This is a genomic window from Balneatrix alpica DSM 16621, assembly GCF_000619885.1.
In the GTDB taxonomy this organism is placed as follows: domain Bacteria; phylum Pseudomonadota; class Gammaproteobacteria; order Pseudomonadales; family Balneatricaceae; genus Balneatrix; species Balneatrix alpica.
In genome coordinates this window covers 662,884-686,206 of the sequence record NZ_JHUZ01000006.1, presented here as the reverse complement: position 1 = coordinate 686,206, position 23,323 = coordinate 662,884, and the positions used below count along the sequence as shown (strand labels likewise).

General features: G+C 51.7%; 30 protein-coding genes. 6 read left to right on the top strand and 24 right to left on the bottom strand.

Features of this window, described 5'->3' with window-relative positions; all coding sequences use genetic code 11:
• The first annotated feature begins 126 nt into the window (after positions 1 to 126).
• Positions 127 to 399 carry a 30S ribosomal protein S20 gene (rpsT, locus tag Q334_RS0103750; protein ID WP_027312042.1) on the top strand — a complete coding sequence of 91 codons (273 nt, stop codon included), beginning with the start codon at positions 127 to 129 and terminating at the stop codon, positions 397 to 399.
• 135 nt (positions 400 to 534) lie between these two features.
• Here the strand turns inward: rpsT and proB are convergent, their stop codons facing one another.
• The 4 genes from proB to rplU all read right to left on the bottom strand — a co-directional run bounded on the left by proB (position 535) and on the right by rplU (position 3,546).
• A complete protein-coding gene (proB, locus tag Q334_RS0103745) occupies positions 535 to 1,659 on the bottom strand; it encodes a glutamate 5-kinase (protein ID WP_027312041.1) in 1,125 nt (374 codons plus the stop codon).
• Positions 1,660 to 1,667: 8 nt separating this feature from the next.
• Positions 1,668 to 2,861: an Obg family GTPase CgtA gene (gene cgtA / locus Q334_RS0103740; RefSeq protein ID WP_027312040.1), complete on the bottom strand. Its 1,194-nt coding sequence runs from the start codon at positions 2,859 to 2,861 to the stop codon at positions 1,668 to 1,670.
• Between the two features lie 84 nt (positions 2,862 to 2,945).
• Positions 2,946 to 3,203, bottom strand: coding sequence for a 50S ribosomal protein L27 (rpmA, locus tag Q334_RS0103735; RefSeq protein WP_027312039.1), 258 nt, complete (start codon positions 3,201 to 3,203; stop codon positions 2,946 to 2,948).
• Between the two features lie 31 nt (positions 3,204 to 3,234).
• On the bottom strand, positions 3,235 to 3,546 hold the full coding sequence (rplU, locus tag Q334_RS0103730) for a 50S ribosomal protein L21 (RefSeq protein ID WP_027312038.1): 312 nt from the start codon (positions 3,544 to 3,546) through the stop codon (positions 3,235 to 3,237).
• Between the two features lie 235 nt (positions 3,547 to 3,781).
• Between rplU and ispB the strand changes: the two genes are divergently transcribed.
• The 3 genes from ispB to fabB all read left to right on the top strand — a co-directional run bounded on the left by ispB (position 3,782) and on the right by fabB (position 6,647).
• The gene (gene ispB / locus Q334_RS0103725; RefSeq protein ID WP_027312037.1) at positions 3,782 to 4,750 is read left to right on the top strand and encodes an octaprenyl diphosphate synthase; all 969 of its coding nucleotides are present in this window, start codon (positions 3,782 to 3,784) and stop codon (positions 4,748 to 4,750) included.
• 117 nt (positions 4,751 to 4,867) lie between these two features.
• Positions 4,868 to 5,383: a 3-hydroxyacyl-[acyl-carrier-protein] dehydratase FabA gene (gene fabA / locus Q334_RS0103720; protein WP_027312036.1), complete on the top strand. Its 516-nt coding sequence runs from the start codon at positions 4,868 to 4,870 to the stop codon at positions 5,381 to 5,383.
• Positions 5,384 to 5,432: 49 nt separating this feature from the next.
• Complete coding sequence (fabB, locus tag Q334_RS0103715; protein ID WP_027312035.1) at positions 5,433 to 6,647, top strand: beta-ketoacyl-ACP synthase I; 1,215 nt, start codon at positions 5,433 to 5,435, stop codon at positions 6,645 to 6,647.
• Between the two features lie 72 nt (positions 6,648 to 6,719).
• Here the strand turns inward: fabB and Q334_RS0103710 are convergent, their stop codons facing one another.
• Positions 6,720 to 7,442 (bottom strand): lysophospholipid acyltransferase family protein, encoded by a 723-nt coding sequence (locus tag Q334_RS0103710; RefSeq protein WP_027312034.1) that lies wholly within the window; start codon positions 7,440 to 7,442, stop codon positions 6,720 to 6,722.
• Positions 7,435 to 8,583 carry a 1-acyl-sn-glycerol-3-phosphate acyltransferase gene (locus Q334_RS0103705; RefSeq protein ID WP_027312033.1) on the bottom strand — a complete coding sequence of 383 codons (1,149 nt, stop codon included), beginning with the start codon at positions 8,581 to 8,583 and terminating at the stop codon, positions 7,435 to 7,437. The genes Q334_RS0103710 and Q334_RS0103705 overlap by 8 nt, the downstream gene beginning before the upstream one ends.
• A gap of 202 nt (positions 8,584 to 8,785) precedes the next feature.
• On the opposite strand from Q334_RS0103705, the gene Q334_RS0103700 reads away from it, so the two are divergent.
• Positions 8,786 to 9,169, top strand: a complete 384-nt coding sequence (locus Q334_RS0103700; RefSeq protein WP_027312032.1) for a SirB2 family protein — start codon at positions 8,786 to 8,788, stop codon at positions 9,167 to 9,169.
• 47 nt (positions 9,170 to 9,216) lie between these two features.
• On the opposite strand, the gene Q334_RS0103695 is transcribed toward Q334_RS0103700, so the two are convergent.
• From Q334_RS0103695 to ssb, 4 genes are all read right to left on the bottom strand, one after another.
• Positions 9,217 to 10,116, bottom strand: coding sequence for an SDR family oxidoreductase (locus tag Q334_RS0103695; RefSeq protein WP_027312031.1), 900 nt, complete (start codon positions 10,114 to 10,116; stop codon positions 9,217 to 9,219).
• Between the two features lie 35 nt (positions 10,117 to 10,151).
• The gene (locus Q334_RS0103690) at positions 10,152 to 10,802 is read right to left on the bottom strand and encodes a helix-turn-helix domain-containing protein (protein ID WP_051527493.1); all 651 of its coding nucleotides are present in this window, start codon (positions 10,800 to 10,802) and stop codon (positions 10,152 to 10,154) included.
• 179 nt (positions 10,803 to 10,981) lie between these two features.
• Positions 10,982 to 12,259 carry a TolC family outer membrane protein gene (locus Q334_RS0103685; protein WP_035460567.1) on the bottom strand — a complete coding sequence of 426 codons (1,278 nt, stop codon included), beginning with the start codon at positions 12,257 to 12,259 and terminating at the stop codon, positions 10,982 to 10,984.
• Positions 12,260 to 12,406: 147 nt separating this feature from the next.
• Positions 12,407 to 12,967 carry a single-stranded DNA-binding protein gene (ssb, locus tag Q334_RS0103680; RefSeq protein ID WP_027312028.1) on the bottom strand — a complete coding sequence of 187 codons (561 nt, stop codon included), beginning with the start codon at positions 12,965 to 12,967 and terminating at the stop codon, positions 12,407 to 12,409.
• A gap of 129 nt (positions 12,968 to 13,096) precedes the next feature.
• Between ssb and uvrA the strand changes: the two genes are divergently transcribed.
• Positions 13,097 to 15,928, top strand: coding sequence for an excinuclease ABC subunit UvrA (uvrA, locus tag Q334_RS0103675; RefSeq protein WP_027312027.1), 2,832 nt, complete (start codon positions 13,097 to 13,099; stop codon positions 15,926 to 15,928).
• 113 nt (positions 15,929 to 16,041) lie between these two features.
• Here the strand turns inward: uvrA and rplQ are convergent, their stop codons facing one another.
• From rplQ to rpsN, 14 genes are all read right to left on the bottom strand, one after another.
• Entirely contained in the window at positions 16,042 to 16,428 is a 387-nt protein-coding gene (rplQ, locus tag Q334_RS0103670; protein ID WP_027312026.1) for a 50S ribosomal protein L17, read from the bottom strand.
• A 42-nt stretch (positions 16,429 to 16,470) separates the two neighbouring features.
• Positions 16,471 to 17,472: a DNA-directed RNA polymerase subunit alpha gene (locus tag Q334_RS0103665; protein WP_027312025.1), complete on the bottom strand. Its 1,002-nt coding sequence runs from the start codon at positions 17,470 to 17,472 to the stop codon at positions 16,471 to 16,473.
• Between the two features lie 36 nt (positions 17,473 to 17,508).
• Entirely contained in the window at positions 17,509 to 18,129 is a 621-nt protein-coding gene (gene rpsD / locus Q334_RS0103660) for a 30S ribosomal protein S4 (protein ID WP_027312024.1), read from the bottom strand.
• 15 nt (positions 18,130 to 18,144) lie between these two features.
• Positions 18,145 to 18,534, bottom strand: coding sequence for a 30S ribosomal protein S11 (gene rpsK, locus Q334_RS0103655; RefSeq protein WP_027312023.1), 390 nt, complete (start codon positions 18,532 to 18,534; stop codon positions 18,145 to 18,147).
• Between the two features lie 22 nt (positions 18,535 to 18,556).
• Entirely contained in the window at positions 18,557 to 18,913 is a 357-nt protein-coding gene (gene rpsM / locus Q334_RS0103650) for a 30S ribosomal protein S13 (RefSeq protein WP_027312022.1), read from the bottom strand.
• A 132-nt stretch (positions 18,914 to 19,045) separates the two neighbouring features.
• A complete protein-coding gene (gene rpmJ, locus Q334_RS20250) occupies positions 19,046 to 19,162 on the bottom strand; it encodes a 50S ribosomal protein L36 (RefSeq protein ID WP_007021200.1) in 117 nt (38 codons plus the stop codon).
• Positions 19,163 to 19,192: 30 nt separating this feature from the next.
• Complete coding sequence (gene secY, locus Q334_RS0103645; RefSeq protein WP_027312021.1) at positions 19,193 to 20,512, bottom strand: preprotein translocase subunit SecY; 1,320 nt, start codon at positions 20,510 to 20,512, stop codon at positions 19,193 to 19,195.
• Between the two features lie 6 nt (positions 20,513 to 20,518).
• Complete coding sequence (gene rplO, locus Q334_RS0103640) at positions 20,519 to 20,953, bottom strand: 50S ribosomal protein L15 (protein WP_027312020.1); 435 nt, start codon at positions 20,951 to 20,953, stop codon at positions 20,519 to 20,521.
• A gap of 10 nt (positions 20,954 to 20,963) precedes the next feature.
• Positions 20,964 to 21,146, bottom strand: a complete 183-nt coding sequence (gene rpmD, locus Q334_RS0103635; protein ID WP_027312019.1) for a 50S ribosomal protein L30 — start codon at positions 21,144 to 21,146, stop codon at positions 20,964 to 20,966.
• A gap of 6 nt (positions 21,147 to 21,152) precedes the next feature.
• Positions 21,153 to 21,653 carry a 30S ribosomal protein S5 gene (gene rpsE / locus Q334_RS0103630; RefSeq protein ID WP_027312018.1) on the bottom strand — a complete coding sequence of 167 codons (501 nt, stop codon included), beginning with the start codon at positions 21,651 to 21,653 and terminating at the stop codon, positions 21,153 to 21,155.
• A 9-nt stretch (positions 21,654 to 21,662) separates the two neighbouring features.
• On the bottom strand, positions 21,663 to 22,013 hold the full coding sequence (gene rplR, locus Q334_RS0103625; RefSeq protein WP_027312017.1) for a 50S ribosomal protein L18: 351 nt from the start codon (positions 22,011 to 22,013) through the stop codon (positions 21,663 to 21,665).
• 11 nt (positions 22,014 to 22,024) lie between these two features.
• Positions 22,025 to 22,558, bottom strand: coding sequence for a 50S ribosomal protein L6 (rplF, locus tag Q334_RS0103620; RefSeq protein WP_027312016.1), 534 nt, complete (start codon positions 22,556 to 22,558; stop codon positions 22,025 to 22,027).
• A gap of 11 nt (positions 22,559 to 22,569) precedes the next feature.
• Positions 22,570 to 22,962 carry a 30S ribosomal protein S8 gene (gene rpsH, locus Q334_RS0103615; RefSeq protein ID WP_027312015.1) on the bottom strand — a complete coding sequence of 131 codons (393 nt, stop codon included), beginning with the start codon at positions 22,960 to 22,962 and terminating at the stop codon, positions 22,570 to 22,572.
• Between the two features lie 54 nt (positions 22,963 to 23,016).
• Positions 23,017 to 23,322, bottom strand: a complete 306-nt coding sequence (gene rpsN / locus Q334_RS0103610; RefSeq protein ID WP_027312014.1) for a 30S ribosomal protein S14 — start codon at positions 23,320 to 23,322, stop codon at positions 23,017 to 23,019.
• Position 23,323 lies beyond the last annotated feature (1 nt).

Below are 23,323 nucleotides of genomic sequence, written 5' to 3'. Positions count from 1 at the left end.
GCGAGCATCATACCCCTTTTAAACAGCGAATACTGTGGTTGACTTTCAGCCAACGGACAGGAATAATCTTGTGCCTTCGTTTTAGGCATTAACTCTTCCAAACTGGATTTCTCGAGGAGCCGGATTGTGGCAAATTCTGCAGGATCTAAAAAGCGTGCGCGCCAGGCCGAGAAGCATCGCAAGCACAACGCCAGCATGCGCTCCATGGTGCGTACTTACCTGAAAAAAACCGTTAACGCTATTGAAGCCGGTCAAGTTGAAGCAGCCCAGGCTGCCTATCAAGCTGCCGTGCCTGTTCTGGATCGCGCTGCTGACAAAGGCTTGTTCCACAAGAACAAAGCTGCTCGTCATAAAGCTCGCCTGAACGCAGCTATCAAAGCTCTGGCTACCGCAGCCTAAGCTTTCGGATTTTTCGCAACAAAACCGGCCCAGGCCGGTTTTGTTGTTTCTAGCGCTTAAAAACCTTCACCTACCAAGATAAAGATATAAAAAAAGGGACTTACGCCCCTTTTTTCTAGGAATCACTCAACAGCCCTAAACCAGCACCAGGTTATCACGATGAACCAATTCAGGTTCCGCACCATAACCCAGCAGCTCAACCACCGCCGCAGTCGGCCGCCCCAAAATACGCCGAGCATCTCCAGTACTATAATTCGTCAGGCCACGAGCGATTAATGCACCCTGCTCATCCACACAGAGCACCATTTCGCCACGCTCAAACTCTCCCTCAACCGCCTTTACTCCTACGGGCAACAAGCTCACTCCCGCACCACGCAAAGCCTTCACTGCTCCCGCATCCAGCACCAGGCGTCCCTTGGCCTTCAAATGCCCCGCTAGCCACTGCTTGCGCGCCGCCTGAGGCGATTGCGAGGAGGTTAATAAAGTTCCCAACGACTCCCCCGCCCGCAGACGGGTAAGCACCTGCGGCTCACGCCCACTAACGATTACGGTAGCCGCCCCCGAACGCGCCGCCAACTTTGCCGCCCGCACCTTGGTCAGCATACCGCCACGCCCCAGAATACCCGCACCGCCGCCAGCCATATCTTCCAGCGATGCCTCTCCTGCCTGCGCCTCCGTCACCAACGTCGCATCCGCATGCTTGCGTGGATCCTTGGTATATAACCCCTGCTGATCCGTCAGAATAATCAACGCATCCGCCACCACTAGATTAGCCACCAAGGCCGCCAAGGTATCGTTATCACCAAAGCAAATCTCATCCGTAACAACGGTATCATTCTCATTGATAACCGGAATCACCCCCCAATCCACCAAGCCACGCAAGGTGGAACGGGCATTGAGATAGCGCTTACGGTTAGACAGATCATCGTGAGTCAGCAATACCTGACCAGTATGCAGACCATAACGGGAAAAGTTCGACTCCCAGACCTGCACCAACCCCATCTGCCCAACCGCTGCCGTAGCCTGCAACTGCGCCAATTCACGAGGTCGCTCTTTCAAGCCAAGCCGTGACATCCCCGCCGCTACCGCTCCAGAGGATACCAATACCAGATCCACCCCCTGCTGTTTCAGGGTTGCCAATTGCTCCACCCAGCCAGCCATTGCCTGCTCGTCCAGACCACGACCATCATTAGTGAGCAAAGCACTGCCGATCTTGACCACCCAGCGCTTCGACTGGGTCAGCTTGTCTCGCTTACTCATGTTCTTCCTTAGGGCACATATTCCACTTCGACGTCATAATCATCGTCATCGAAGTCGTCATCATCAAAATCATCATCCTGATCCTGGCGACGCTGCTGGCGCAGCCAGTTAATACGCTCACGCGCTTCCTCTTCTACCTGCGCACGCAGCTGCACACGCTGCTCAACCAGCGCCGGGTCCGCCTCCTCTGCCTCACGCTGCTCATCTAACCAGCGCATGATCGCATGACAGAGCGCCTCCGTACCTTCCGCATTGATCGCCGCAATCCGGAACACCGGCCCCTGCCAATCCAGTGCATCAATCACCGCCTGACAACGCTCTTCTTGCTCCTCTTCCGCCACCATGTCGAGCTTGTTCAGCACCAGCCAGCGCTCACGCTGTCCCAGAGTAGGACTAAACTTATTCAACTCAGACACAATCACCTGCGCGGCTTCAGCTGGCGTCTGCTCTCCCCAGGGAGCCATATCCACTAAATGCAGCAACAAACGCGTACGCGCCAAATGCTTCAGGAAACGAATCCCCAGACCAGCACCTTCCGCCGCCCCCTCAATCAAGCCAGGAATATCGGCTACGACAAAGCTGCGATGCTGCTGAATACGCACGACACCTAAATTTGGCACCAGCGTGGTGAAGGGATAGTCCGCCACTTTCGGTTTGGCGGAAGACACGGCACGAATAAAGGTCGACTTGCCAGCATTGGGCAAACCAAGCAACCCTACATCAGCCAACACCTTAAGCTCCAGCTTAAGATTACGACTCTCTCCCAGCGATCCCTTGGTGGTTTGGCGCGGCGCCTGGTTGGTACTGGACTTAAAACGGGTATTACCCAAGCCACGAAAACCACCCTGAGCAACCTTCAAGCGCTGACCCGCTTCAACCAAGTCACCGAGCGTCTCCCCGGTGTCCTCGTCAATGATGGTCGTCCCCACCGGCACTCGCAGGATGAGATCCTCACCTGCCTTACCAGTACAGTTTTTACCCTGCCCCGGCTGACCATTTTCCGCCTTATAACGACGCACAAAACGATAATCGACTAGCGTATTGAGGTTATCGTCCGCCTCAACCCAGACCGAGCCAGCATGACCACCATCCCCACCATCAGGACCACCCTTAGGAATGAACTTTTCCCGACGGAAACTCAGGCAGCCATCACCACCCTTGCCAGCCTCGACGACGATACTCGCCTCATCTACAAATTTCATAACCCACCTCAGTTACACCCAACCACAAACAAAAAAAGCCCCACCAATGGCAGAGCTTCTTTGTGCCTTGCGGCAAGGCGTGAATCAAGCAGCCACGATAGAAACGTATTTACGCTTCTTAGGACCCTTGACCTCAAACTTAACCACACCGTCTGCAGTAGCAAACAGAGTGAAGTCTTTGCCCAGACCAACGTTGTTACCAGCATGGAACTTAGTACCACGCTGACGAACGATGATGTTACCCGCTACCACTGCCTGACCACCGAAGCGCTTAACGCCAAGGCGTTTGGATTCGGAGTCACGACCGTTACGGGAGCTACCAGCGGCCTTCTTATGTGCCATGAGTAATTTCCTCCGCTAAACCAAGCCAGAATTAGGCGTTAATACCAGTAATTTTCACCTCAGTGAACCACTGACGGTGACCCTGGCGCTTCATGTGATGCTTACGACGACGGAACTTGATGATCCGCACTTTTTCACCACGACCATGAGTAACTACTTCCGCAGTTACTTTAGCGCCTTCTACTACAGGAGCACCGATCTTGATGTCTTCGCCGTTAGCAACCAGCAGAACCTTGTCAAACTCGACAGAAGCGCCTACTTCAGCAGTCAGCTTCTCGAGCTTGATGCTCTCACCGGCCTTCACGCGGTACTGCTTGCCACCGCTTACAATCACTGCGTACATGTTAATCTCCGTTATTGACCCGCCCGGCTACTAGAAAGACCTACTTCTAATGGAAGAACCATATAATAGGGAGCAAGATTTGGACGGGCTAGGGCGCGAGAGTGTACAGAAATTCGACTATAGGCGCAACTTAATCCACTCTGACATTTAGATAAACCCCTACAAACCCCATCCCGCTTGACAGGGTACCCCCCCCTTCCTAGCATGGGGGCAGTTTCTCCAGCTCGAATATGCCATGCAGCCACCATCTATTCACGCCGTAGTGGCGGATGACTTCAGCGCCGTCAATCAATGCATCCTGTCCCATCTGCACTCCGATGTAGCCCTGGTTAACACCATTGGCCATTACATTGTAAACAGTGGCGGCAAGCGCGTCCGTCCGCTACTCACGCTGCTGGCAGCCAAAGCCTGCGGCTATCAGGGCGATCAGCACATTCCTTTAGCAGCGGTGATTGAGTTTATCCACACCGCCACCCTGCTCCATGATGACGTCGTAGATACCTCCGAGCTACGTCGCGGACGTCCCACAGCCAATGCCGAGTGGGGGAACGCCCCCAGCGTACTCGTAGGCGACTTCCTCTATTCCCGTGCATTCCAAATGCTCGTCAGCATCGGCAATATGGACATTATGCGCACCCTCTCACATGCCACCAATGTGATTGCCGAAGGCGAAGTCTTACAACTACTTAACTGTAACAACCCCGATACCAGCGAAGATGACTACATGCGCGTCATTCATGGCAAGACAGCCATGCTGTTTGAGGCCAGCACCCTAGCAGCCGCGCAATTAAGTAGTATGGATAGCCAACAGTGTCAGGCCTTACAGCTCTACGGCCGCCACCTGGGTGCCGCTTTTCAGATTGCTGACGATCTACTGGATTACACTGGAGATGCCAGTGAAATGGGTAAAAATGTGGGCGATGATTTAGCCGAAGGCAAACCCACACTACCGCTGATCTATGCGATTGCTCATGCCTCAGCAGAAGACGCTGCTCTTATTCGCGCAGCCATTGAGCATGGGGGCCTAGAGTATCTTCAGCCTATCTTGGCTTGTGTACGCCAATGCGGCGCCCTGGACTACACTCGCCAAAAAGCTGAACAGGAGGCCCAACTGGCAATCGAACAACTGCAGCACTTGCCAGCGTCAGCTTATAAAGACACTCTGATCGAACTGGCACGACAGGCGGTAACACGCAACAAGTGATGCCCCCTGCCATCGGAGGGCAACCCCGTATATAATGCCGGTTTATTTTGCGGCCCAAAGGCTGCCGGCAGCCGAAGTGCTGTGCCGATAACGATAAGGAATGGAAAGAACATATCGATGACCCAACCTTCATCTTTTAACCGTGAAGAGCTGCTCAAGTGCGGCTATGGCGAAATGTTTGGCGCCGGTAATGCTCAACTACCGGTCGGTAACATGCTGATGCTGGACCGCATCCTGCACATTTCCGCAACAGGTGGCGAACACGGCAAGGGCGAAATCATTGCTGAACTGGATATCACCCCTGATCTGTGGTTCTTCGATTGTCATTTTCCCGGCGACCCCGTGATGCCTGGCTGTTTAGGTCTGGACGCCATGTGGCAAATCGTTGGCTTTTTCCTCGCCTGGAAAGGCAACCCTGGTCGTGGCCGCGCATTAGGGGCTGGCGAGGTGCGCTTTTTTGGGCAAGTATTACCTACTGCCAGCAAGGTGACTTACAATATCCAACTTAAGCGTGTTATTGAACGCAAACTGGTGATGGGTATTGCAGATGGTTCCCTGTCCGTGGACGGACGGGAAATCTACACCGCGAAGGACTTGCGCGTCGGTCTCTTTACTTCGACCGATCAATTCTAAGTCCTGCTTTGCCTGGTCAAAGCAAACAATTGAAAAAGAGGACGCTCTAATGCGACGCGTTGTTGTTACCGGAATGGGTATCGTTTCCTGCTTAGGCAACGATAAAGCCTCAGTCCTGGAGTCACTGCAACAGGGCCGCTCTGGCATCAGCTTTCAGCCTCAATATGCTGAACTGGGCTTTCGCAGCCAGGTGGCCGGCAGCCCCAATATTGATTTAGACGCTGCAATCGACCGCAAACTCCGCCGTTTCATGGGCGATGCTGCCGGATATGCTTATCTGTCAATGGCGCAGGCCATTGCTGATGCAGGCCTCAGCGAAGAACAAGTTTCCAATGAAAGAACTGGCCTAATTGCTGGTTCAGGTGGCGCTTCGTCCGCCAACATCGTTGAAGCAGCGGACATCCTGCGTGACAAAGGTGTACGCAAAATTGGCCCCTATCGGGTTACCCGCACGATGGGCAGCACCGTTTCTGCATGCTTAGCCACTCCCTTTAAAATCAAGGGCGTTAACTATTCCATCACCTCTGCCTGTGCCACTAGCGCACACTGCATTGGCAATGCAATGGAACTCATCCAGCTAGGCAAACAAGACATCATTATTGCCGGTGGTGGTGAAGAATTAGACTGGTCACTGAGCGTTCTTTTTGACGCCATGGGCGCCCTTTCCACTAAATACAACGACACTCCCGCCAAAGCATCCCGTGCTTATGATGCCGAGCGTGATGGTTTTGTGATTGCAGGCGGCGGCGGCATGCTGGTATTGGAAGAGCTCGAGCATGCAAAAGCTCGCGGCGCCAAGATTTATGCTGAGCTAGTCGGCTATGGTGCAACTTCCGATGGCTATGACATGGTTGCCCCTTCTGGCGAAGGTGCGATCCGCTGCATGCAGCAAGCTATGGCAACCGTTGAAGGTGAGATTGACTATATCAACGCTCATGGCACCAGCACTCCTGTTGGCGATGTCGCTGAGATGAAAGCAGTAATGCAGGTATTCGGCGATAAGATGCCACCTGTAACTTCCACCAAATCCCTGTCCGGCCACTCCTTGGGTGCCGCTGGCGTACAGGAAGCAATCTACTCTCTACTGATGCTGGAAAATAACTTCATTGCTGGCTCCGCCAACATTGACCAGCTAGATCCACAGCTTGCAGGGGCTAACATTCCCTCACAGCGGATTGACACCACGCTAAATCGGGTTATGTCCAATAGCTTTGGCTTTGGCGGCACTAACGCCACGCTGATATTTCAACGCTACCAGGGTTAACCCTCGACCTGATAGCCTGAATGAAAAAACCCGCATCTGCGGGTTTTTTCATAAGCACAGAGTTCAACCCACTTAGCGCGAGCCTTTCATGTGCTGAGTAATCCAGCCCACTGCCTGCTCATGCACCTCATCAACCTTACGCCCTTCCGTGGAAATAGGCGCACCTATCCGAACAACAATCTCGCCAGGAACCTTTAAAAAACGCTTATTAGGCCAATGCTCACCGGCATTATGCACCACTGGCAGCAACGGCACCTTAGCCATACAAGCCAGAGAAGCTCCACCTTTAGAAAAACTGCCCTCAGCCCCTGGGTCAAGTCGCGTCCCCTCGGGAAAAATCAACAACCCCTCACCCGCCTCCAGACGCTCTTTTCCTTGCCGCAAAATCTGCTTAAGCGCATTGGTCTTCTGTGAGCGATCAATTGCTATAGGGCGCAACAATCGTAGCGCCCAGCCAAAAAAAGGCACTGACAGCAACTCCTTTTTCAACACTGTAACGAGAGGGCGTGGCAACGTTTGCAAAAAGAACGTCTCCCATTCGCTCTGATGATTACTAATCATCACAAAAGCCCCTTCCATTGGCAGATGTTCAACCCCCTCCAACCGGTAGCGCACACCACATGTCCAGCGCAACCACCATAAATAGAAGCGATTAAATGCCACGATATAGGGATGACGCTTGCGATAGGGTACCCAGGCAATCACCAACAGACAAAATAAGGAATAACCGATCAGAGTCAGCACATAGCCAATATAAAAAACCAGCGCTCGCAAACTGTGCCATAACTTAGTCATGAGCTAGCTCCTGAGCCAATGCACGCTGCCGTCGCACGGGCTCTGCATACATTTCCAACATATAAGGCTGCTGGTTTTTTTCCAACTCCTGCAGGCGCTGCTGAAAGCGATCCTGCTCTTGTTGATCAGGTTCAATAACTCCCTCAACACCCAACAGCTTGGCAGCGGTTAAATTCGAACCATGCAGATAGTAATTACCTTGGATTTGCGCATCGATCGCCGCAGCCAAAGCTTCTGGGTTTTCATAGCTACCTGTCAGTTCATGACCAAAAGCAACATGCACTCGCCCTTTATTGCCGATAATCCCCTCGACAATACTTTGGATATCCTCATATTGCGCCTTTTCATAGCGACCATGTTCGGCAATAGCCTGCAGCTCACGCGCCATGCGGCGGTCACAGGGATTCAGCTCATAAGAAATACTAACCGGAACAATATGCAGATTCTGCATCGCTTCAGCAAAACTCATGCCCGACTTTTTTCGGCACATGTACAGCATTTTGGTGATCGCAGGATCCGTATCATCTCGTCCATCTTTAGCACGACCCTCACGCTGAGCGATCCAAATTGAATGGCCGTCCTGAATCGAATGATCAATGTAAGACGACAGCTCAGTATAGGCCGCCATCATCTCACGCACCCCTTTCGCCGAACGCTTAACAATAAAACTTTTATTTAAGCGCATCAGGTCAGTGACATAGGGCTTACGCAGTAAATTATCGCCAATGGCAATACGGACCGTATCAAAACCGTTATGCCACAAGCCATAATTAACAAAAGCAGGATCCATGGCGATATCGCGATGATTAGATATAAACAGATAGGCGCGACCAGGCTCCAACTTATCTAACCCAGAAAAGGTCAATGCTGTCGTCGTCTTATGGATCATTCGATCCATATAAAAAGAGACAACCTGCTGAAAATCTCGGACAGTGGCAATTTGCGCAGCTTGTTGGCGCAGACGCCAAGCTACTAACGGCTTCAACAACCAACCACAGTAAGCCGCCGCCTGTGGAAATTTAAAGCGGGTAATCGCAGCAATAAACTCTTGGTCTTGAATAAGGCGGGCGATGACTTCCTTGACTTCGCTATCGTGAAAAGGACGAATGTCCTGAAATGCATCATTCAGGGTAGATGTCATCATACTCCTCAATCGCTTCCGTACAGCCCTAGCTATTCTAGTATCGTCCACGCCCAGCATAGTATGTAACAGACTGGCAGCTAGGCATGGCGGGCCAAAGTCGGGAATTCTAAAGCATTCGAACCACTATGCCAGCCCTCGACGTACCTCTGTCGCTATTTTTTCGCTATGATCGCGCCAAAGCTATCTCGTGGAGCCCAATATGTATTTTGCCTTCAAACACCTACACCTCAGTCTAGTCGCTGCTAGCATCCTGTTTTTCTGCATCCGAGCAGGATGGATGCTACTGGAGTCTTCCTGGCTGCAACGCCGCTGGGTGCGCATTCTGCCCCACATCATCGACACATTTTTACTCCTGAGTGCCATTGGCCTGATGCTAATGTTGCAGCAATATCCTCTTACCCATGCCTGGCTGACCGCTAAGGTGCTCGGCTTATTCGCCTACATCGGCTTTGGCACCTTCGCTATCAAGCGGGGCAAAAACCGCCACATTCGCACCTTTTGCCTAATTGGCGCCTTACTAAGCCTCTATTACATGGCCAGTGTTGCCCTTCACAAGTCTCCCTGGCCTTTTGCGGGGGCTTAATAGTTTAAGGGGGCTATCGCCCCCTTAAATACGCCTAACTCAGAGTTTCAACGCTTGCGGTAATACTCCGCCAACATCGTGGCAAGATAGGTCCGCCAAGGACGCTGCCCAATACCGTATACATGCCTAAGTTTACGACAGTCTAAGCGCGACTGATTCGGGCGCGCCGGCCAAGCATCCACTTCCTCTGCCTTACGAGCTTCCAGCACCTCACAGGTTAGAGGCTCATATTGGCGAGCTAAAGCTAATACCGCCTCGCAAAAACCGTAGCTACTGGTGTATTCCGCACTGGCATAGTGAAAAGTCCCCCAGAGTTCCGCCTGACAGCGCAATTGTTGCAGCATGGCTCCGACCACTCGGGCAACATCTTCCACTGGAGTAGGCTGGCCAATATGATCAGCTACCGCCTGCAAGCTCGATACCTGCCGAGCCTGTTCCAGCACTTGGGCTAACCAGCCCTCTTCAGCCAAACTAAACAGCCAATGTGTGCGCAGAATGATATGACGCGGGGCAAAACGCCTTACTTGTTCCTCGCCCAACCACTTACTTTCCCCCAGCAATCCCACCGGGCGGATCAAGTCATCCTCTTTATAAGGCTTTTGCTGAAGACCATCGAACACCCAGGCGCAGGATATATGAAATAGTATCACCCCAGCGCTAGCAGCAGCCTGGGCCAAGACCTGAGGACCTTGCTGATTAGCACGAACCTCGGCACTACTTAAAGCTTCATTCGCAACCGCTCTGCCACTGCCTGCCGCATTCAACACCAGCCAAGGCTGTTCAGCACGAAACAATGCCGCCACCTGAAGCTCATCAGTAATATCCACTTGTTGGCGATCAAGCCCCACTACCTGAAAGCCCAATTTGGCTAAATAGTGGTACAGAGCACGCCCAAGTTGCCCTTGAGCTCCTAACACCAATACTTTATGCGCTGCAGCGGCAAGCATCTATGCTTCTCATCCTCTCTTGGCGTTGCCTGGTTTTAATACGAACACACCGACAAAATAACCGCATCATCCTCACTGATTGACACTACAGCGTGGCCCATACTGCTATCAAAATAGAGGCTATCGCCAGTCTCTAAGTCCAGCGGTGCATAAAACTCAGTGTAAAGACGTACTTGCCCTTCAAGAACCAATAAAAACTCTTCGCCATCATGACGCACCCATTCATGGAATTGGGCGAAATCACGCGCTCGAACAATGGTCTTGAAAGGAATCATGCGCTTATTGGCAAATTCCGTGCACAGCAGCTCATGCTCATAGGTAGGCGTGGGATGAGGTTGCCCTTGCCCTAAACGGGTCAGATCACGTCGCCCCATCGGTTTAGCTTGACGCTTAGGTGTCGCAAATAACTGGGGAAGATCAATCCCTAACCCAGCTGACAGCTTCTGCACCACGGTAAAAGTCGGTGAGATTTGCTCATTTTCAATTTTCGACAGCGTAGAACGGGCAAGGCCAGTACGCTGACTTACATCTTCAAGTGTCCAGCTATTACTAAGACGAATTTCTTTCAGACGCTGACCAAGGCGAAGTGGTTCAACAAAAGGCTTACGTCCTGAAGCAATTCGCAGGGCTTGATCTTCATTGACTCCGCCCTCTTCCGGGGAAACCTGAGCGGGATTATCTGACATAACTCGTCCTATACCTGAAAAACATCACCATGTGCTACTAAAGCACTTTTGAGGCCTAGGATCATAGCATGAATGAATAGCAATACCGCCAGTCTAACGAGACTAGCGGTATGCCGGTCGCAGCTAGACAACTCCCTCCCCCACAGCGTCATACTAGAGGCAGAAGTGTCCATGTTCGCTTAAGGCAAAAGCCAACGATCTAATTCTTGCAAGTCTGCTACGGCTAACTGCCCCTGAAGCTCCTGCAAGCGTAATTGGTTCAGCACCAGGTTATAACGCGCATCAGCATAATTGCGTTGCGACTGGAACAGATTCTTCTGCGACTCCAGCACATCGACAATATTGCGAGTCCCCACCTCATATCCTGCTTCTGTTGCCTTCAAGGCTGTTTCGCTGGCTTGAATCGCTAAGCGCTGCGCTTCAATGGTTGCGACATCAGCTTGCAAGTTCCGCACTAGTGTACGAGCCTGCAACTGCACTTGGCGCCGCAAGTTTTCTTGCTCCGCCTGCTGCTGAGTGAGTCGAGCCTGGGATTCACGCACGCCAGACTGTACCGCACCACCGGCATACAACGGCATGCTCAGAGTAACGCCCACCGTATTTAGACGCTGCATACCATTACCTTGGTCTGCACCACCTGCACTGGCCGTTAAATCTACTGTCGGTAAGTGTCCAGCTGAGCTGATTTTAGTTTGAGTTTGCGCGGACTCCACCGCCAAACGCTGACGCTGCAAATCCAAATTATTAGCCAATGCCTGCTCCACCACCGTATCCAGGTCAGGCACGACATCAGTTAATGGATAGTCCGCAGCTAACTCGAACAACACCTGGATCGGCTGTCCCGCTAACCGAGCCAGTGCCTCCAGATTGTTCTCCAGCAAATTAGCAGCCTGGATTCGACTGACTTGGGCACGCTGATAAGCCGCACGGGCCTCCTCTACATCGGTAATAGCAATCAAACCAACATCAAATTGAGCCTGGTTCTGCTCTAAACGACGCAAAATCGCCTGTTCTTCCGCTTCTGCGGTTTGCAACTGCATACGAGCGCGCAGTGCTTCTAGATAAGCCTCCACCACCCGCAACAATACTTGCTGCTGAGCTTGCTCTAATTGAAGCGCCGCACTGGCATCAAGCTGTTTACCCTGCTGATAGCCAAGCCAACTGGCACGGTTATACAGCGGTTGACGCAAACTCAATCCATAATCATGCCAGTTAGTACCGCCGTTTTTGCTATCCCGATACTGAGTAGAGGCCGATGCAGACAAGGAGGGCAACAAGGCAGCTTGACGCTGTGGAATAACTTCAGCCGCCGCCTGACGTGCAGCCTCAGCTGCTTGCAAAACTGGATCCTGTTGCAAGGTCAGCTGATAAAGCTGAGCCAACGACTCTGCCTGTACGGCTCCTGATGTCATCAACATACTGGCCAGCAACCAGCTTTTCATTTTGATATTGGTCATAGCTATCCTCCCTAGAACCCCGCAGTTTACTCCTCGCCCGCTGAGCGCTCTCACCAATAATAGCAACACTGTGTTACCCGCTCTTGAAGCAACCTTTACCTATGAAAAGGTAACAAAAAAGGGCCGGTAATCGGCCCTTGTCGTTCGTTAGAACGGAATGTCGTCATCGAAATCATCAAAGTTATTCTGCGGCATCGGCTGTGCTTGGGTCGGCGCGGGTGCCTGCTGCTGACGTCCACCCTGCTGCGGCGCATAACCTTGATTTGGTTGTTGATAGTTCTGCTGGGGTGCACTTTGCTGCCCACCACCATAGCCACCGCCCTGACTGGATTCGTAACCGCCACCGGCAGCGCCATCACGAGGACTATCCAGAAACTGCATACTGCCACCCATATCGACCACAACCTCAGTGGTATAACGATCCTGCCCACTTTGATCTTGCCACTTGCGGGTTTGCAGTTTGCCTTCCACATAAAGCTTGGAACCTTTACGAGCATACTGCCCGACCACTTCCGCCAAACGCCCGAAAAACACCACCCTGTGCCATTCGGTGCGTTCCTGCATTTGCCCAGAGTTACGATCTTTCCAACTTTCACTTGTTGCCAAGCTAATGTTAGCGACCGCATTTCCATTGGGCATATAACGCACCTCAGGATCAGCCCCGAGGTTTCCCACCAAAATAACTTTATTTACACCACCACGGGCCATGATGTTCTCCCTTAATCAAAATCCTGTTAGTTTATACAGCCCTAAGCCAAAAGTTAAGGCATTTGTCTGCGAACACTTCACCCCTTAGCGGGGTCGCAATACCGATAGATTGCTGGCTGGAGCCTGAGCATGGATAAGATTCTGGTACGGGGTGCCCGTACTCACAATCTCAAGAATATTGATGTAGACCTTCCGCGTGACAAGCTAATTGTTATTACCGGTCTTTCTGGCTCGGGAAAATCTTCCCTGGCCTTTGACACTCTGTATGCCGAAGGACAGCGACGCTACGTCGAGTCACTTTCAACTTATGCCCGTCAATTTCTCTCCATGATGGAGAAGCCGGATGTGGATCATATCGAAGGCCTATCGCCAGCGATATCCATTGAGCAAAAATCCACCTCACATAATCCGCGCTCAACGGTCGGTACCATCACAGAAATCTACGACTACCTTCGCTTACTCTTTGCTCGAGTTGGTGAACCACGCTGCCCAGACCATGATTTACCCCTAGAGGCACAAACCGTCAGCCAAATGGTTGACCAAGTTTTAGCACTGCCGGAAGACACCCGGCTAATGCTGCTGGCCCCTGTTATTCAAGGTCGCAAAGGGGAACACCTTAACATTTTGCAAAACCTGCGCAGCCAAGGTTTCATTCGTGTGCGCATTGACGGCGAAATCTATGAACTGGATGCCGCCCCTGAACTCGACAAAAAACGTAAGCACAATATTGAGGTGATTGTTGACCGTTTCAAAGTCCGCGCTGATCTACAACAACGCTTAGCAGAATCCTTTGAAACTGCGCTAGAGCTAAGCGACGGGCTGGCTAAGGTTGCCTATCTTGATCAACCTGACCAAGCAGAAATTGTTTTCTCTGCCCGTTTTGCTTGCCCTGAATGCGGCTACAGCATTAGCGAACTCGAACCCCGCCTATTCTCCTTTAACAGTCCTCATGGCGCTTGCCCCAGCTGTGATGGCTTAGGTGTACGCCAATATTTTGACCCCAATAAAGTGATTGTTGATCCTGAGCTCACCTTGGCAGAGGGTACTATCAAAGGCTGGGACAAGCGCAGCGTCTACTATTTTCAACTCATTAAAGCCGTCGCAGAACACTATGGCTTTGATGTCAACACCCCCTTTGCACAGCTTAAGCCAGAGCAACGCGAAGTGATTCTGCATGGCAGCGGTAAAGAGGAAATTCAGTTTACTTACGTCAGCGATCGAGGCGTTACCATCAGCCGTAGCCATCCCTTTGAAGGGGTATTACCTAACATGGAACGCCGTTACCGGGAAACCGACTCCCAAATGGTGCGCGAAGACCTGGCTCGCTATCTTACCCTGAAAAAGTGCCCCAGCTGCGAAGGCTCACGCCTGCGGCGTGAAGCACGCCACGTTTTTATTGACGGTAAAAATTTACCCAATATTGCTCATATGGCTGTGGGTAACTGTCATGACTATTTCTCCAACCTCAGCCTGAGTGGCAAGCGTGGCGAGATTGCCGACAAAATTCTGAAAGAAATACAAGCCCGCCTCAGCTTTCTGGTTAATGTTGGGCTTGATTACCTGACCTTAGAACGCAGTGCAGATACCCTTTCTGGTGGCGAAGCCCAACGAATTCGGTTAGCCAGCCAAATCGGTGCAGGACTGGTTGGAGTGATGTACATCCTCGATGAACCCTCGATAGGATTGCACCAGCGGGACAATGATCGCTTATTGCAAACCCTGACCCATCTACGTGACCTGGGCAATACCGTTATTGTGGTAGAACACGATGAGGACGCCATTCGCCTAGCCGATCACGTTCTTGATATTGGCCCTGGCGCAGGCGTACATGGAGGGCAAATTATTGCGCAGGGCACACCTGCGGAAGTGATGGCTAACCCTCAGTCCATCACCGGAGACTACTTAAGCGGACGTCGCTGTATCGCAGTACCTGAACAACGCAATCAACCCGATCCATCACGGCAACTAAGTCTCTTAGGTGCAACAGGTAACAATTTACAGCAAGTGGACCTACACATCCCAGTTGGCCTGTTTACCTGTATCACTGGCGTTTCCGGCTCAGGCAAATCAACCCTGATTAATGCCACCCTCTTTCCGCTCGCTGCCACCGCTTTGAATGGCGCAACAACATTGGAGGCCGCCCCCTACCAGGAAATTCAGGGTTTAGAACACTTTGATAAAGTAGTCGATATCGATCAAAGCCCTATCGGCCGCACTCCACGCTCCAACCCTGCCACCTATACCGGCATTTTCACCCCTATCCGCGAGCTCTTTAGCGCCACTCAGGAAGCACGTTCACGCGGCTACAAACCTGGTCGCTTCAGTTTTAATGTCAAAGGTGGACGTTGTGAAGCTTGCCAAGGGGATGGGGTAATCAAAGTAGAAATGCACTTCTTGCCTGACATCTATGTACCTTGCGATCTCTGCAAAGGAAAACGCTATAACCGCGAAACCCTGGAGATTACTTACAAAGGCAAGAATATTCACGAAGTGCTGGAAATGACGGTTGAGGATGCTTGCGAGTTCTTCAATGCCGTCCCCATGATCGCACGCAAACTACAAACCCTAATGGATGTTGGCCTGTCCTATATCCGCCTTGGACAAAGTGCGACCACGCTTTCCGGCGGCGAAGCGCAACGAGTGAAACTCGCCAAGGAGCTCTCAAAACGCGATACCGGTAAGACTCTTTATATCCTGGATGAGCCAACTACTGGATTGCACTTCTACGATATTCAGCAGCTCCTCAATGTACTCCACCGTTTGCGTGATCATGGCAACACCGTGGTAGTTATCGAGCATAACCTGGACGTGATAAAAACCGCTGACTGGCTGATTGATCTTGGTCCAGAAGGGGGCACTGGCGGCGGCCAAATCATTGCGCAAGGAAGCCCAGAATACCTGGCAACACTTCCACAAAGCCATACCGGCCGCTTCTTAGCCCCTCTCCTCGCCAAGCAGTAAGGACTCCCAACACACACCAAGGCCAGCATAATGCTGGCCTTTTTACAGCTAACCACTCTTTAAAAGCCAATAAAAAACCGCGCCGAAGCGCGGTTTTTTATTCAAGACCCAGCTTATTCGCCAGCTTCTTCCGCCACAAATCCAGGACGGTCAACCAGTTCCACATAAGCCATAGGTGCGCTGTCTCCATCACGGAAACCACACTTCAGGATGCGGATGTAACCACCAGGACGAGCATTGTAACGGGGACCCAGCTCAGTAAAGAGCTTGCCTACCGCTTCTTTGCTACGAGTACGGGCAAAAGCCAGACGGCGATTAGCTACAGAGTCTACCTTAGCCAGAGTAATCAACGGCTCAGCAAAGCGACGCAGTTCTTTGGCCTTAGGCAGGGTAGTCTTGATCACCTCGTGCTCAAACAGAGACACGGCCATGTTTTTAAACATGGCTTTGCGGTGAGCACTGGTGCGATTTAAGTGACGACCGCTTTTACGATGACGCATGTCGAATTCCTTACCAAACTCAAGTGTTGGTTATCTAGGTGGTCAGGACGCAGCCTTATCGTCGTTGCGTAGAGACGCAGGCGGCCAGTTCTCTAAACGCATGCCCAGCGATAGACCACGGGATGCCAACACATCTTTAATTTCAGTCAGAGACTTCTTACCCAGGTTAGGAGTCTTTAACAACTCCACTTCGGTACGCTGGATAAGGTCGCCAATGTAATAAATGTTTTCCGCTTTCAGGCAGTTGGCAGAACGGACTGTCAGCTCAAGCTCATCTACCGGGCGCAGCAGAATAGGATCAAATTCCTCTTCCTCTTTAACCGGCTCAGGCTCTTTGTCAGCTTCCAGATCAACAAAAACAGCCAGCTGTTGCTGCAGAATAGTTGCGGCACGACGGATAGCTTCCTCTGGATCCAAAGTCCCGTTGGTCTCTAGATCAATTACAAGCTTATCCAGGTCAGTACGTTGCTCTACACGCGCGCGCTCTACGACGTAGGAAACACGACGTACAGGGCTGTAGCTGGCATCCAGTTGCAAGCGCCCAATCACACGGCCTTCATCTTCCAAGCTCAGTCGGCTATCAGCAGGTACGTAACCACGACCGCGAGAAACCTTCAGTTGCATGGAAAGATTAGCCGCTTCATTCAAGTGTGCAATCACATGATCAGGATTAACAATTTCCACATCATGCGGCAGCTCAATATCTGCAGCGGTGACTACACCTGGACCTTTCTTAGAAAGCTTCAGTGTAACTTCATCACCAGCGTGCATTGCTACAGCAACACCTTTAAGGTTCAGCAGGATCTCAATCACGTCCTCCTGAACACCTTCGATGGCGCTGTACTCATGAAGAACACCATCAATGTGCACTTCAGTAATAGCGCATCCCGGCATGGAAGAGAGCAGGATACGACGCAAGGCATTACCCAGGGTGTGGCCGAAGCCCCGTTCCAGGGGCTCGAGGGTCACTTTCGCATGAGTCTTGCTGATTTCCTGCACGTCAATGTGACGTGGAGTGAGAAATTCGCTGACTGAACGCTGCATAGTTCCACCTAGTTTTGAAGTTGAGCTCAAATTCAATTACTTAGAATACAGCTCAACAATCAAGTTTTCGTTGATGTCTGCGGAGAGTTCGCTGCGCTCTGGCAGAGCTTTCAGAACGCCTTCCATCTTGCCAGAGTCAACATCAACCCACTGTACCGGAGCACGCTGAGCGGAAACTTCCAGAGCAGCCTTAATACGCAGCTGGCTCTTGGCCTTTTCACGAACAGCAACCACATCACCGGGAGCTACCTTGAAAGAAGGAATGTTAACGGTCTTGCCATTAACAGAGATAGCCTTGTGGGATACGATTTGACGCGCTTCAGCACGGGTAGAACCAAAGCCCATGCGATAAACAACGTTATCAAGACGCGCTTCCAGCAGTTGCAGCAGGTTTTCACCAGTAGCACCACGCAGACGAGCGGCTTCTTTGTAGTAGTTACGGAACTGACGCTCCAGTACACCGTAAATACGACGAACTTTCTGCTTTTCACGCAGTTGCAGACCATAGTCTGACAGACGTCCACGACGGGCGCCGTGCATACCAGGTGCTGCATCAATTTTGCACTTGGAATCCAGAGCACGCACACCGCTCTTCAGGAACAGGTCGGTTCCTTCACGGCGGGAGAGCTTGCACTTGGGTCCGATATAACGAGCCATTCTACCGTCTCCTGATTAAACACGACGCTTCTTGGGCGGACGACAACCGTTGTGAGGAATAGGCGTCACGTCGGTAATATTAGTGATCTTGTAGCCTACAGCGTTCAGAGCACGCACAGCAGACTCACGACCTGGGCCCGGGCCTTTAACCAGCACGTCCAGGTTCTTCAGACCATATTCCAACGCAGCCTGTCCAGCGCGCTCTGCTGCAACCTGTGCAGCAAAGGGGGTGCTCTTACGAGAACCACGGAAGCCGGACCCACCAGCAGTTGCCCAAGACAGAGTGTTACCCTGACGGTCAGTAATGGTCACAATGGTGTTATTGAAGGAGGCGTGGATATGCGCAACTCCATCAACAACCTGCTTCTTTACCTTTTTACGGGTACGAGCATTTGGCTTGGCCATACGAGAATTCCTTCGCTAAAGCTTACTTACGGATCGGCTTACGCGGACCTTTACGAGTGCGAGCATTGGTCTTGGTACGCTGACCACGCACTGGTAGGCCACGACGATGACGCAGACCGCGATAGCAGCCCAAGTCCATCAGACGCTTGATGTTCATAGAGATTTCACGGCGGAGGTCACCCTCAACCGCAAGCTTGGCAACTTCGCCACGCAGAACATCCAGGGTCTCTTCGGACAGATCAGCAATCTTTGTAGACTGCTCAATGCCAATGCTTGCACACAGCTGTTGAGCAGTAGTGCGGCCGATCCCGTAGATATAAGTCAAAGAGATCACCGCATGCTTATTGTCAGGAATATTGACGCCAGCTATACGGGCCATTCAATTTACTCCGATCAAGATACCCACCTTCATGGGCATCGACAATATGGTAAAACCGTCACCGAAAGGCGCATTATAGTAATGACCCAACCATGCAAAATCAAGTCAATGCACCTTCAGCACAACCCAGAATCAACCCTGGCGTTGCTTATGACGAGGTTCAACTTTGCAGATCACTCGAACGGAACCGTTACGACGTACGATCTTGCAATTACGACAAATTTTCTTTACAGAGGCACGAACTTTCATGCTTCACTCCATAAAATTAAGGTGCGACGGTTAGAGGCCGCCGATACCACGTAAATTGGACTTACGCATCAGGGATTCATATTGATGAGACATCAAATGAGATTGCACCTGAGCCATGAAATCCATCACCACAACCACGACGATCAGTAGAGATGTCCCACCAAAGTAGAAGGGTACATTCCAAGCCACTACAAGAAACTGCGGCATCAAAGACACGGCGGTGATATAAAGAGCACCAGCCAGAGTCAAGCGCGTAAGCACATTATCAATGTAGCGAGCGGACTGATCACCGGGACGAATTCCGGGAATCAAGGCACCTGATTTCTTCAGGTTGTCGGCGACATCCTTCGGATTGAACATCAGTGCCGTGTAGAAGAAACAGAAGAAGACAATACTAATTGCAAACAGCAAAAGATACAACGGTTGTCCCGGTGATAATGCTAAAGCAATATCTTGCAACCACTGCATATTTTCACTCTGACCAAACCACTGCCCCAAAGAGGCAGGGAAAAGCAGAATACTGGATGCAAAAATAGGCGGAATCACACCAGCCATATTGACCTTTAGGGGTAAATGACTAGTTTGCGCCGCATACATATGACGACCATGTTGACGCTTAGCATAGTTAATTGTGATGCGTCGCTGACCACGCTCCACAAACACCACGAATGCGACAGTAGCAACAGCTACCACAGCAATAGCCAACAAGGCCAAAATGCTCAGGTCACCTTGACGGGCTGCTTCAAAAGACTGACCAATAGCACCAGGCAATCCAGCAACAATACCTGCATAAATCAGGATAGAAATGCCGTTACCGATACCTTTTTCAGTCACTTGCTCGCCCAGCCACATCATAAAGACAGAGCCGGCAACCAGAGTAGCTACCGCAACCGCGTAGAAGCTCAGGCTAGCCTGGAAAGCGATACCCTGACTGGCCAAACCTACAGCCAAACCAGCGCCCTGGAACAACGCCAGTACCACAGTTCCGTAGCGGGTATACTGGGTAATTTTGCGTCGACCACTCTCACCTTCTTTCTTCAGCTGCTCTAGCTGCGGTACTACCACGGTCATGAGCTGCATGATAATCGAAGCCGAAATATAGGGCATAATCCCCAAAGCCAAGATACTCATGCGCTCAAGAGCACCACCTGAGAACATATTGAATAGACTCAGAATGGTGCCTTGGTTCTGTTCAAACATGGCTGCAAGGCGATCAGGATTGATCCCCGGCACCGGAATGTGCGCACCAATGCGGTACACAACAATTGCCATTAATACAAAGCGGAGACGAGCCCAAAGCTCACCCAAACCACTTTGTACACCTGCCGGTATAGTTCCTTGCTTGGCCATCGAACATTATTCCTCGACTTTACCGCCTGCGGCTTCAATGGCTGCCTTAGCACCGGCAGTCACTTTCAAACCACGAACAGTAACAGCTTTGTTCAGCTCACCTGAGAGTACAATCTTGGCACGAATCATGTTGCCCTTGATCACATTGGCAGCCTTCAGAGCAGCCAGATCAACAACATCAGCTTCTACCAGAGCCAGCTCAGACAAACGAACTTCAGCAGTAGTCATAGCCATATGGGAAACGAAACCAAACTTGGGCAGACGACGCTGCAGAGGCATCTGACCGCCTTCGAAGCCCAACTTGATACCGCCACCAGTACGGGACTTGGCACCTTTGTGACCACGGCCACAGGTCTTACCCAGACCGCTACCGATACCACGACCTACACGCTTACGTGCTTTTTTGGCGCCTTCGCCCGGGGTAAGAGTATTCAGAAACATGAGTATCTCCTTACTCGCCGACGACGCGAACCATGTAGTTCACTTTGTTGATCATGCCGCGAACCTCAGGAGTATCCTGCAATTCAACCACCTGACCAATTTTACGCAGACCCAGACCGCGCACAGTGGCACGATGCTTCGGCTGTTTGCCGATAGGGCTACGAACCAGGGTTACTTTTACAGTATTTGCCATGGTTGATTACCCCAGAATCTCTTCAACGGTTTTACCGCGCTTAGCAGCAATTTCTTCGGGAGCCTTCATTTGCGCCAAACCGTTGAAAGTTGCACGCACTACGTTTACCGGATTGGTAGAGCCGTAGCACTTTGCCAGTACGTTGTGAACACCAGCCATTTCCAGCACAGAGCGCATCGCACCACCAGCGATAACACCTGTACCTTCAGAAGCAGGCTGCATGTAGATCTTGGAAGCACCATGACGAGCTTTAACGGGGTACTGAATAGTACCGCCATTCAGCTCAACTTTAATCATGTTGCGACGAGCCGCTTCCATAGCCTTGGCGATAGCTGCAGGCACTTCACGCGCCTTACCACGACCAAAACCGACACGGCCCTTACCGTCACCAACCACAGTCAGAGCGGTGAACGCGAAAATGCGTCCACCCTTGACCACTTTGGCAACACGGTTAACTTGGACCAGCTTTTCTTGCAGGTCGCCGTCTTTCTGTTCGATGTTTGCCATTGTCACACCTTAGAATTCAAGTCCGCCTTCACGGGCAGCATCAGCCAGGGCCTTAATACGACCGTGGTATTTAAAACCAGCACGATCGAAGGCTACTTGCTTAACACCAGCCTCCAAAGCACGCTTAGCGACCAGCGCTCCTACTTTGGCTGCCGCGTCGGCATTGCCAGTCTGGCCAGAGCGCAGCTCGGTGTCCAGAGTAGAGGCCGCGGCCAGCACATGTCCACCACAGGGAGAGAAAACCTGAGCGTAGATGTGGCGTGGAGTACGGTGAATAGTCAGGCGATTCACGCCCAGTTCGCGCATCTTGTGGCGACCACGGGCAGCGCGACGCAAACGGGAAACTTTTTTCTCGTTCATGGAATCCTGCCTTACTTCTTCTTAGCTTCTTTCCGACGCACAAACTCGTCGGAGTAACGGATACCCTTGCCTTTGTAGGGCTCCGGCGCACGGAAGGCGCGGATCTCTGCGGCCACTTGGCCAATCTGCTGTTTATCTGAACCTTTCAACAAGATAGTAGTCTGGTTCGGAGTTTCAGCAGTCACACCGGCAGGGAGTTTATATTCAACCGGATGGGAGAAACCCAGCGTCAAGCTTACCGCATCACCCTTAGCCGCAGCACGGTAACCAACACCGACCAACTCCAGCTTCTTCTCGAAGCCTTCAGATACGCCGATTACCATGTTGTTAACCAGAGCACGCACGGTGCCAGACATTGCCTTCGCCTGCACGCTGCCATCGCGAGCAGCAAACAGAAGCTGGTTGCCATCCTGAGTCACCTCAACAGAGGAATGAATGCTCAGGTTCAACTGACCATTTTTGCCTTTAACAGCCACTTCCTGACCAGCCAGTTTAACTTCAACACCAGCAGGAACGACCACGGGCTTTTTAGCTACACGAGACATCTCAGTCCTCCTTAGAATACTGTGCAGATGACTTCGCCACCCACGCCAGCAGCACGTGCAGCGCGGTCGGTCATCACACCTTTGGAGGTAGAGACAATGGCAATACCCAGACCACCTTCAACCTTAGGCAGGTCAGAGCGATTCTTATACTGACGCAAGCCAGGACGGCTAACACGTACAAGACGCTCGATAACGGGCTTACCTTCGTAATACTTCAACTCAATGGTGAGGGTCAGTTTTTTCTCGCCTGCAATAGCGAAATCACTGATATAACCCTCATCCTTTAGCACTTTGGCTACCGCTACCTTCATCTTGGAAGAAGGCATAGATACAGCGGCATGATTAGCCAAGTGCGCATTGCGGATACGGGTAAACATATCCGCTAGGGTATCTTGCATACTCATCTAAAAATAACTCCTGAAAACTATTGTGCAGCAGGGCTTGCTAGCGCAAGCCGCTTACCAACTAGCTTTCTTCAAGCCTGGGACGTCACCGCGCATTGCCGCTTCACGCAGCATGATACGAGACAGACCAAACTTGCGATACACCGCATGCGGGCGACCAGTAATCTGGCAACGACGCTGCTGACGGATCGGGCTAGCGTTGCGCGGCAACTTCTGCAGTGCCATCTGCGCTTCCCAGCGAGCCTCATCAGAGGTGGCGGGATTCTTGATGATCGCTTTCAGTTCGGCGCGCTTGGCAGCAAACTTAGCGACGGTTTCGGCGCGCTTTTCTTCGCGCTTTTTCATACTCAGCTTTGCCATG

What these genes read in the sequence shown, in the direction of transcription:
- proB (WP_027312041.1), bottom strand. Translation starts at nt 1,659, where the DNA reads ATGAGTAAGCGAGACAAGCTGACCCAGTCGAAGCGCTGGGTGGTCAAG.
- cgtA (WP_027312040.1), bottom strand. Translation starts at nt 2,861, where the DNA reads ATGAAATTTGTAGATGAGGCGAGTATCGTCGTCGAGGCTGGCAAGGGT.
- rpmA (WP_027312039.1), bottom strand. Translation starts at nt 3,203, where the DNA reads ATGGCACATAAGAAGGCCGCTGGTAGCTCCCGTAACGGTCGTGACTCC.
- rplU (WP_027312038.1), bottom strand. Translation starts at nt 3,546, where the DNA reads ATGTACGCAGTGATTGTAAGCGGTGGCAAGCAGTACCGCGTGAAGGCC.
- ispB (WP_027312037.1), top strand. Translation starts at nt 3,782, where the DNA reads ATGCAGCCACCATCTATTCACGCCGTAGTGGCGGATGACTTCAGCGCC.
- fabA (WP_027312036.1), top strand. Translation starts at nt 4,868, where the DNA reads ATGACCCAACCTTCATCTTTTAACCGTGAAGAGCTGCTCAAGTGCGGC.
- fabB (WP_027312035.1), top strand. Translation starts at nt 5,433, where the DNA reads ATGCGACGCGTTGTTGTTACCGGAATGGGTATCGTTTCCTGCTTAGGC.
- Q334_RS0103710 (WP_027312034.1), bottom strand. Translation starts at nt 7,442, where the DNA reads ATGACTAAGTTATGGCACAGTTTGCGAGCGCTGGTTTTTTATATTGGC.
- Q334_RS0103705 (WP_027312033.1), bottom strand. Translation starts at nt 8,583, where the DNA reads ATGACATCTACCCTGAATGATGCATTTCAGGACATTCGTCCTTTTCAC.
- Q334_RS0103700 (WP_027312032.1), top strand. Translation starts at nt 8,786, where the DNA reads ATGTATTTTGCCTTCAAACACCTACACCTCAGTCTAGTCGCTGCTAGC.
- Q334_RS0103695 (WP_027312031.1), bottom strand. Translation starts at nt 10,116, where the DNA reads ATGCTTGCCGCTGCAGCGCATAAAGTATTGGTGTTAGGAGCTCAAGGG.
- Q334_RS0103690 (WP_051527493.1), bottom strand. Translation starts at nt 10,802, where the DNA reads ATGTCAGATAATCCCGCTCAGGTTTCCCCGGAAGAGGGCGGAGTCAAT.
- Q334_RS0103685 (WP_035460567.1), bottom strand. Translation starts at nt 12,259, where the DNA reads ATGACCAATATCAAAATGAAAAGCTGGTTGCTGGCCAGTATGTTGATG.
- ssb (WP_027312028.1), bottom strand. Translation starts at nt 12,967, where the DNA reads ATGGCCCGTGGTGGTGTAAATAAAGTTATTTTGGTGGGAAACCTCGGG.
- uvrA (WP_027312027.1), top strand. Translation starts at nt 13,097, where the DNA reads ATGGATAAGATTCTGGTACGGGGTGCCCGTACTCACAATCTCAAGAAT.
- rplQ (WP_027312026.1), bottom strand. Translation starts at nt 16,428, where the DNA reads ATGCGTCATCGTAAAAGCGGTCGTCACTTAAATCGCACCAGTGCTCAC.
- Q334_RS0103665 (WP_027312025.1), bottom strand. Translation starts at nt 17,472, where the DNA reads ATGCAGCGTTCAGTCAGCGAATTTCTCACTCCACGTCACATTGACGTG.
- rpsD (WP_027312024.1), bottom strand. Translation starts at nt 18,129, where the DNA reads ATGGCTCGTTATATCGGACCCAAGTGCAAGCTCTCCCGCCGTGAAGGA.
- rpsK (WP_027312023.1), bottom strand. Translation starts at nt 18,534, where the DNA reads ATGGCCAAGCCAAATGCTCGTACCCGTAAAAAGGTAAAGAAGCAGGTT.
- rpsM (WP_027312022.1), bottom strand. Translation starts at nt 18,913, where the DNA reads ATGGCCCGTATAGCTGGCGTCAATATTCCTGACAATAAGCATGCGGTG.
- rpmJ (WP_007021200.1), bottom strand. Translation starts at nt 19,162, where the DNA reads ATGAAAGTTCGTGCCTCTGTAAAGAAAATTTGTCGTAATTGCAAGATC.
- secY (WP_027312021.1), bottom strand. Translation starts at nt 20,512, where the DNA reads ATGGCCAAGCAAGGAACTATACCGGCAGGTGTACAAAGTGGTTTGGGT.
- rplO (WP_027312020.1), bottom strand. Translation starts at nt 20,953, where the DNA reads ATGTTTCTGAATACTCTTACCCCGGGCGAAGGCGCCAAAAAAGCACGT.
- rpmD (WP_027312019.1), bottom strand. Translation starts at nt 21,146, where the DNA reads ATGGCAAATACTGTAAAAGTAACCCTGGTTCGTAGCCCTATCGGCAAA.
- rpsE (WP_027312018.1), bottom strand. Translation starts at nt 21,653, where the DNA reads ATGGCAAACATCGAACAGAAAGACGGCGACCTGCAAGAAAAGCTGGTC.
- rplR (WP_027312017.1), bottom strand. Translation starts at nt 22,013, where the DNA reads ATGAACGAGAAAAAAGTTTCCCGTTTGCGTCGCGCTGCCCGTGGTCGC.
- rplF (WP_027312016.1), bottom strand. Translation starts at nt 22,558, where the DNA reads ATGTCTCGTGTAGCTAAAAAGCCCGTGGTCGTTCCTGCTGGTGTTGAA.
- rpsH (WP_027312015.1), bottom strand. Translation starts at nt 22,962, where the DNA reads ATGAGTATGCAAGATACCCTAGCGGATATGTTTACCCGTATCCGCAAT.
- rpsN (WP_027312014.1), bottom strand. Translation starts at nt 23,322, where the DNA reads ATGGCAAAGCTGAGTATGAAAAAGCGCGAAGAAAAGCGCGCCGAAACC.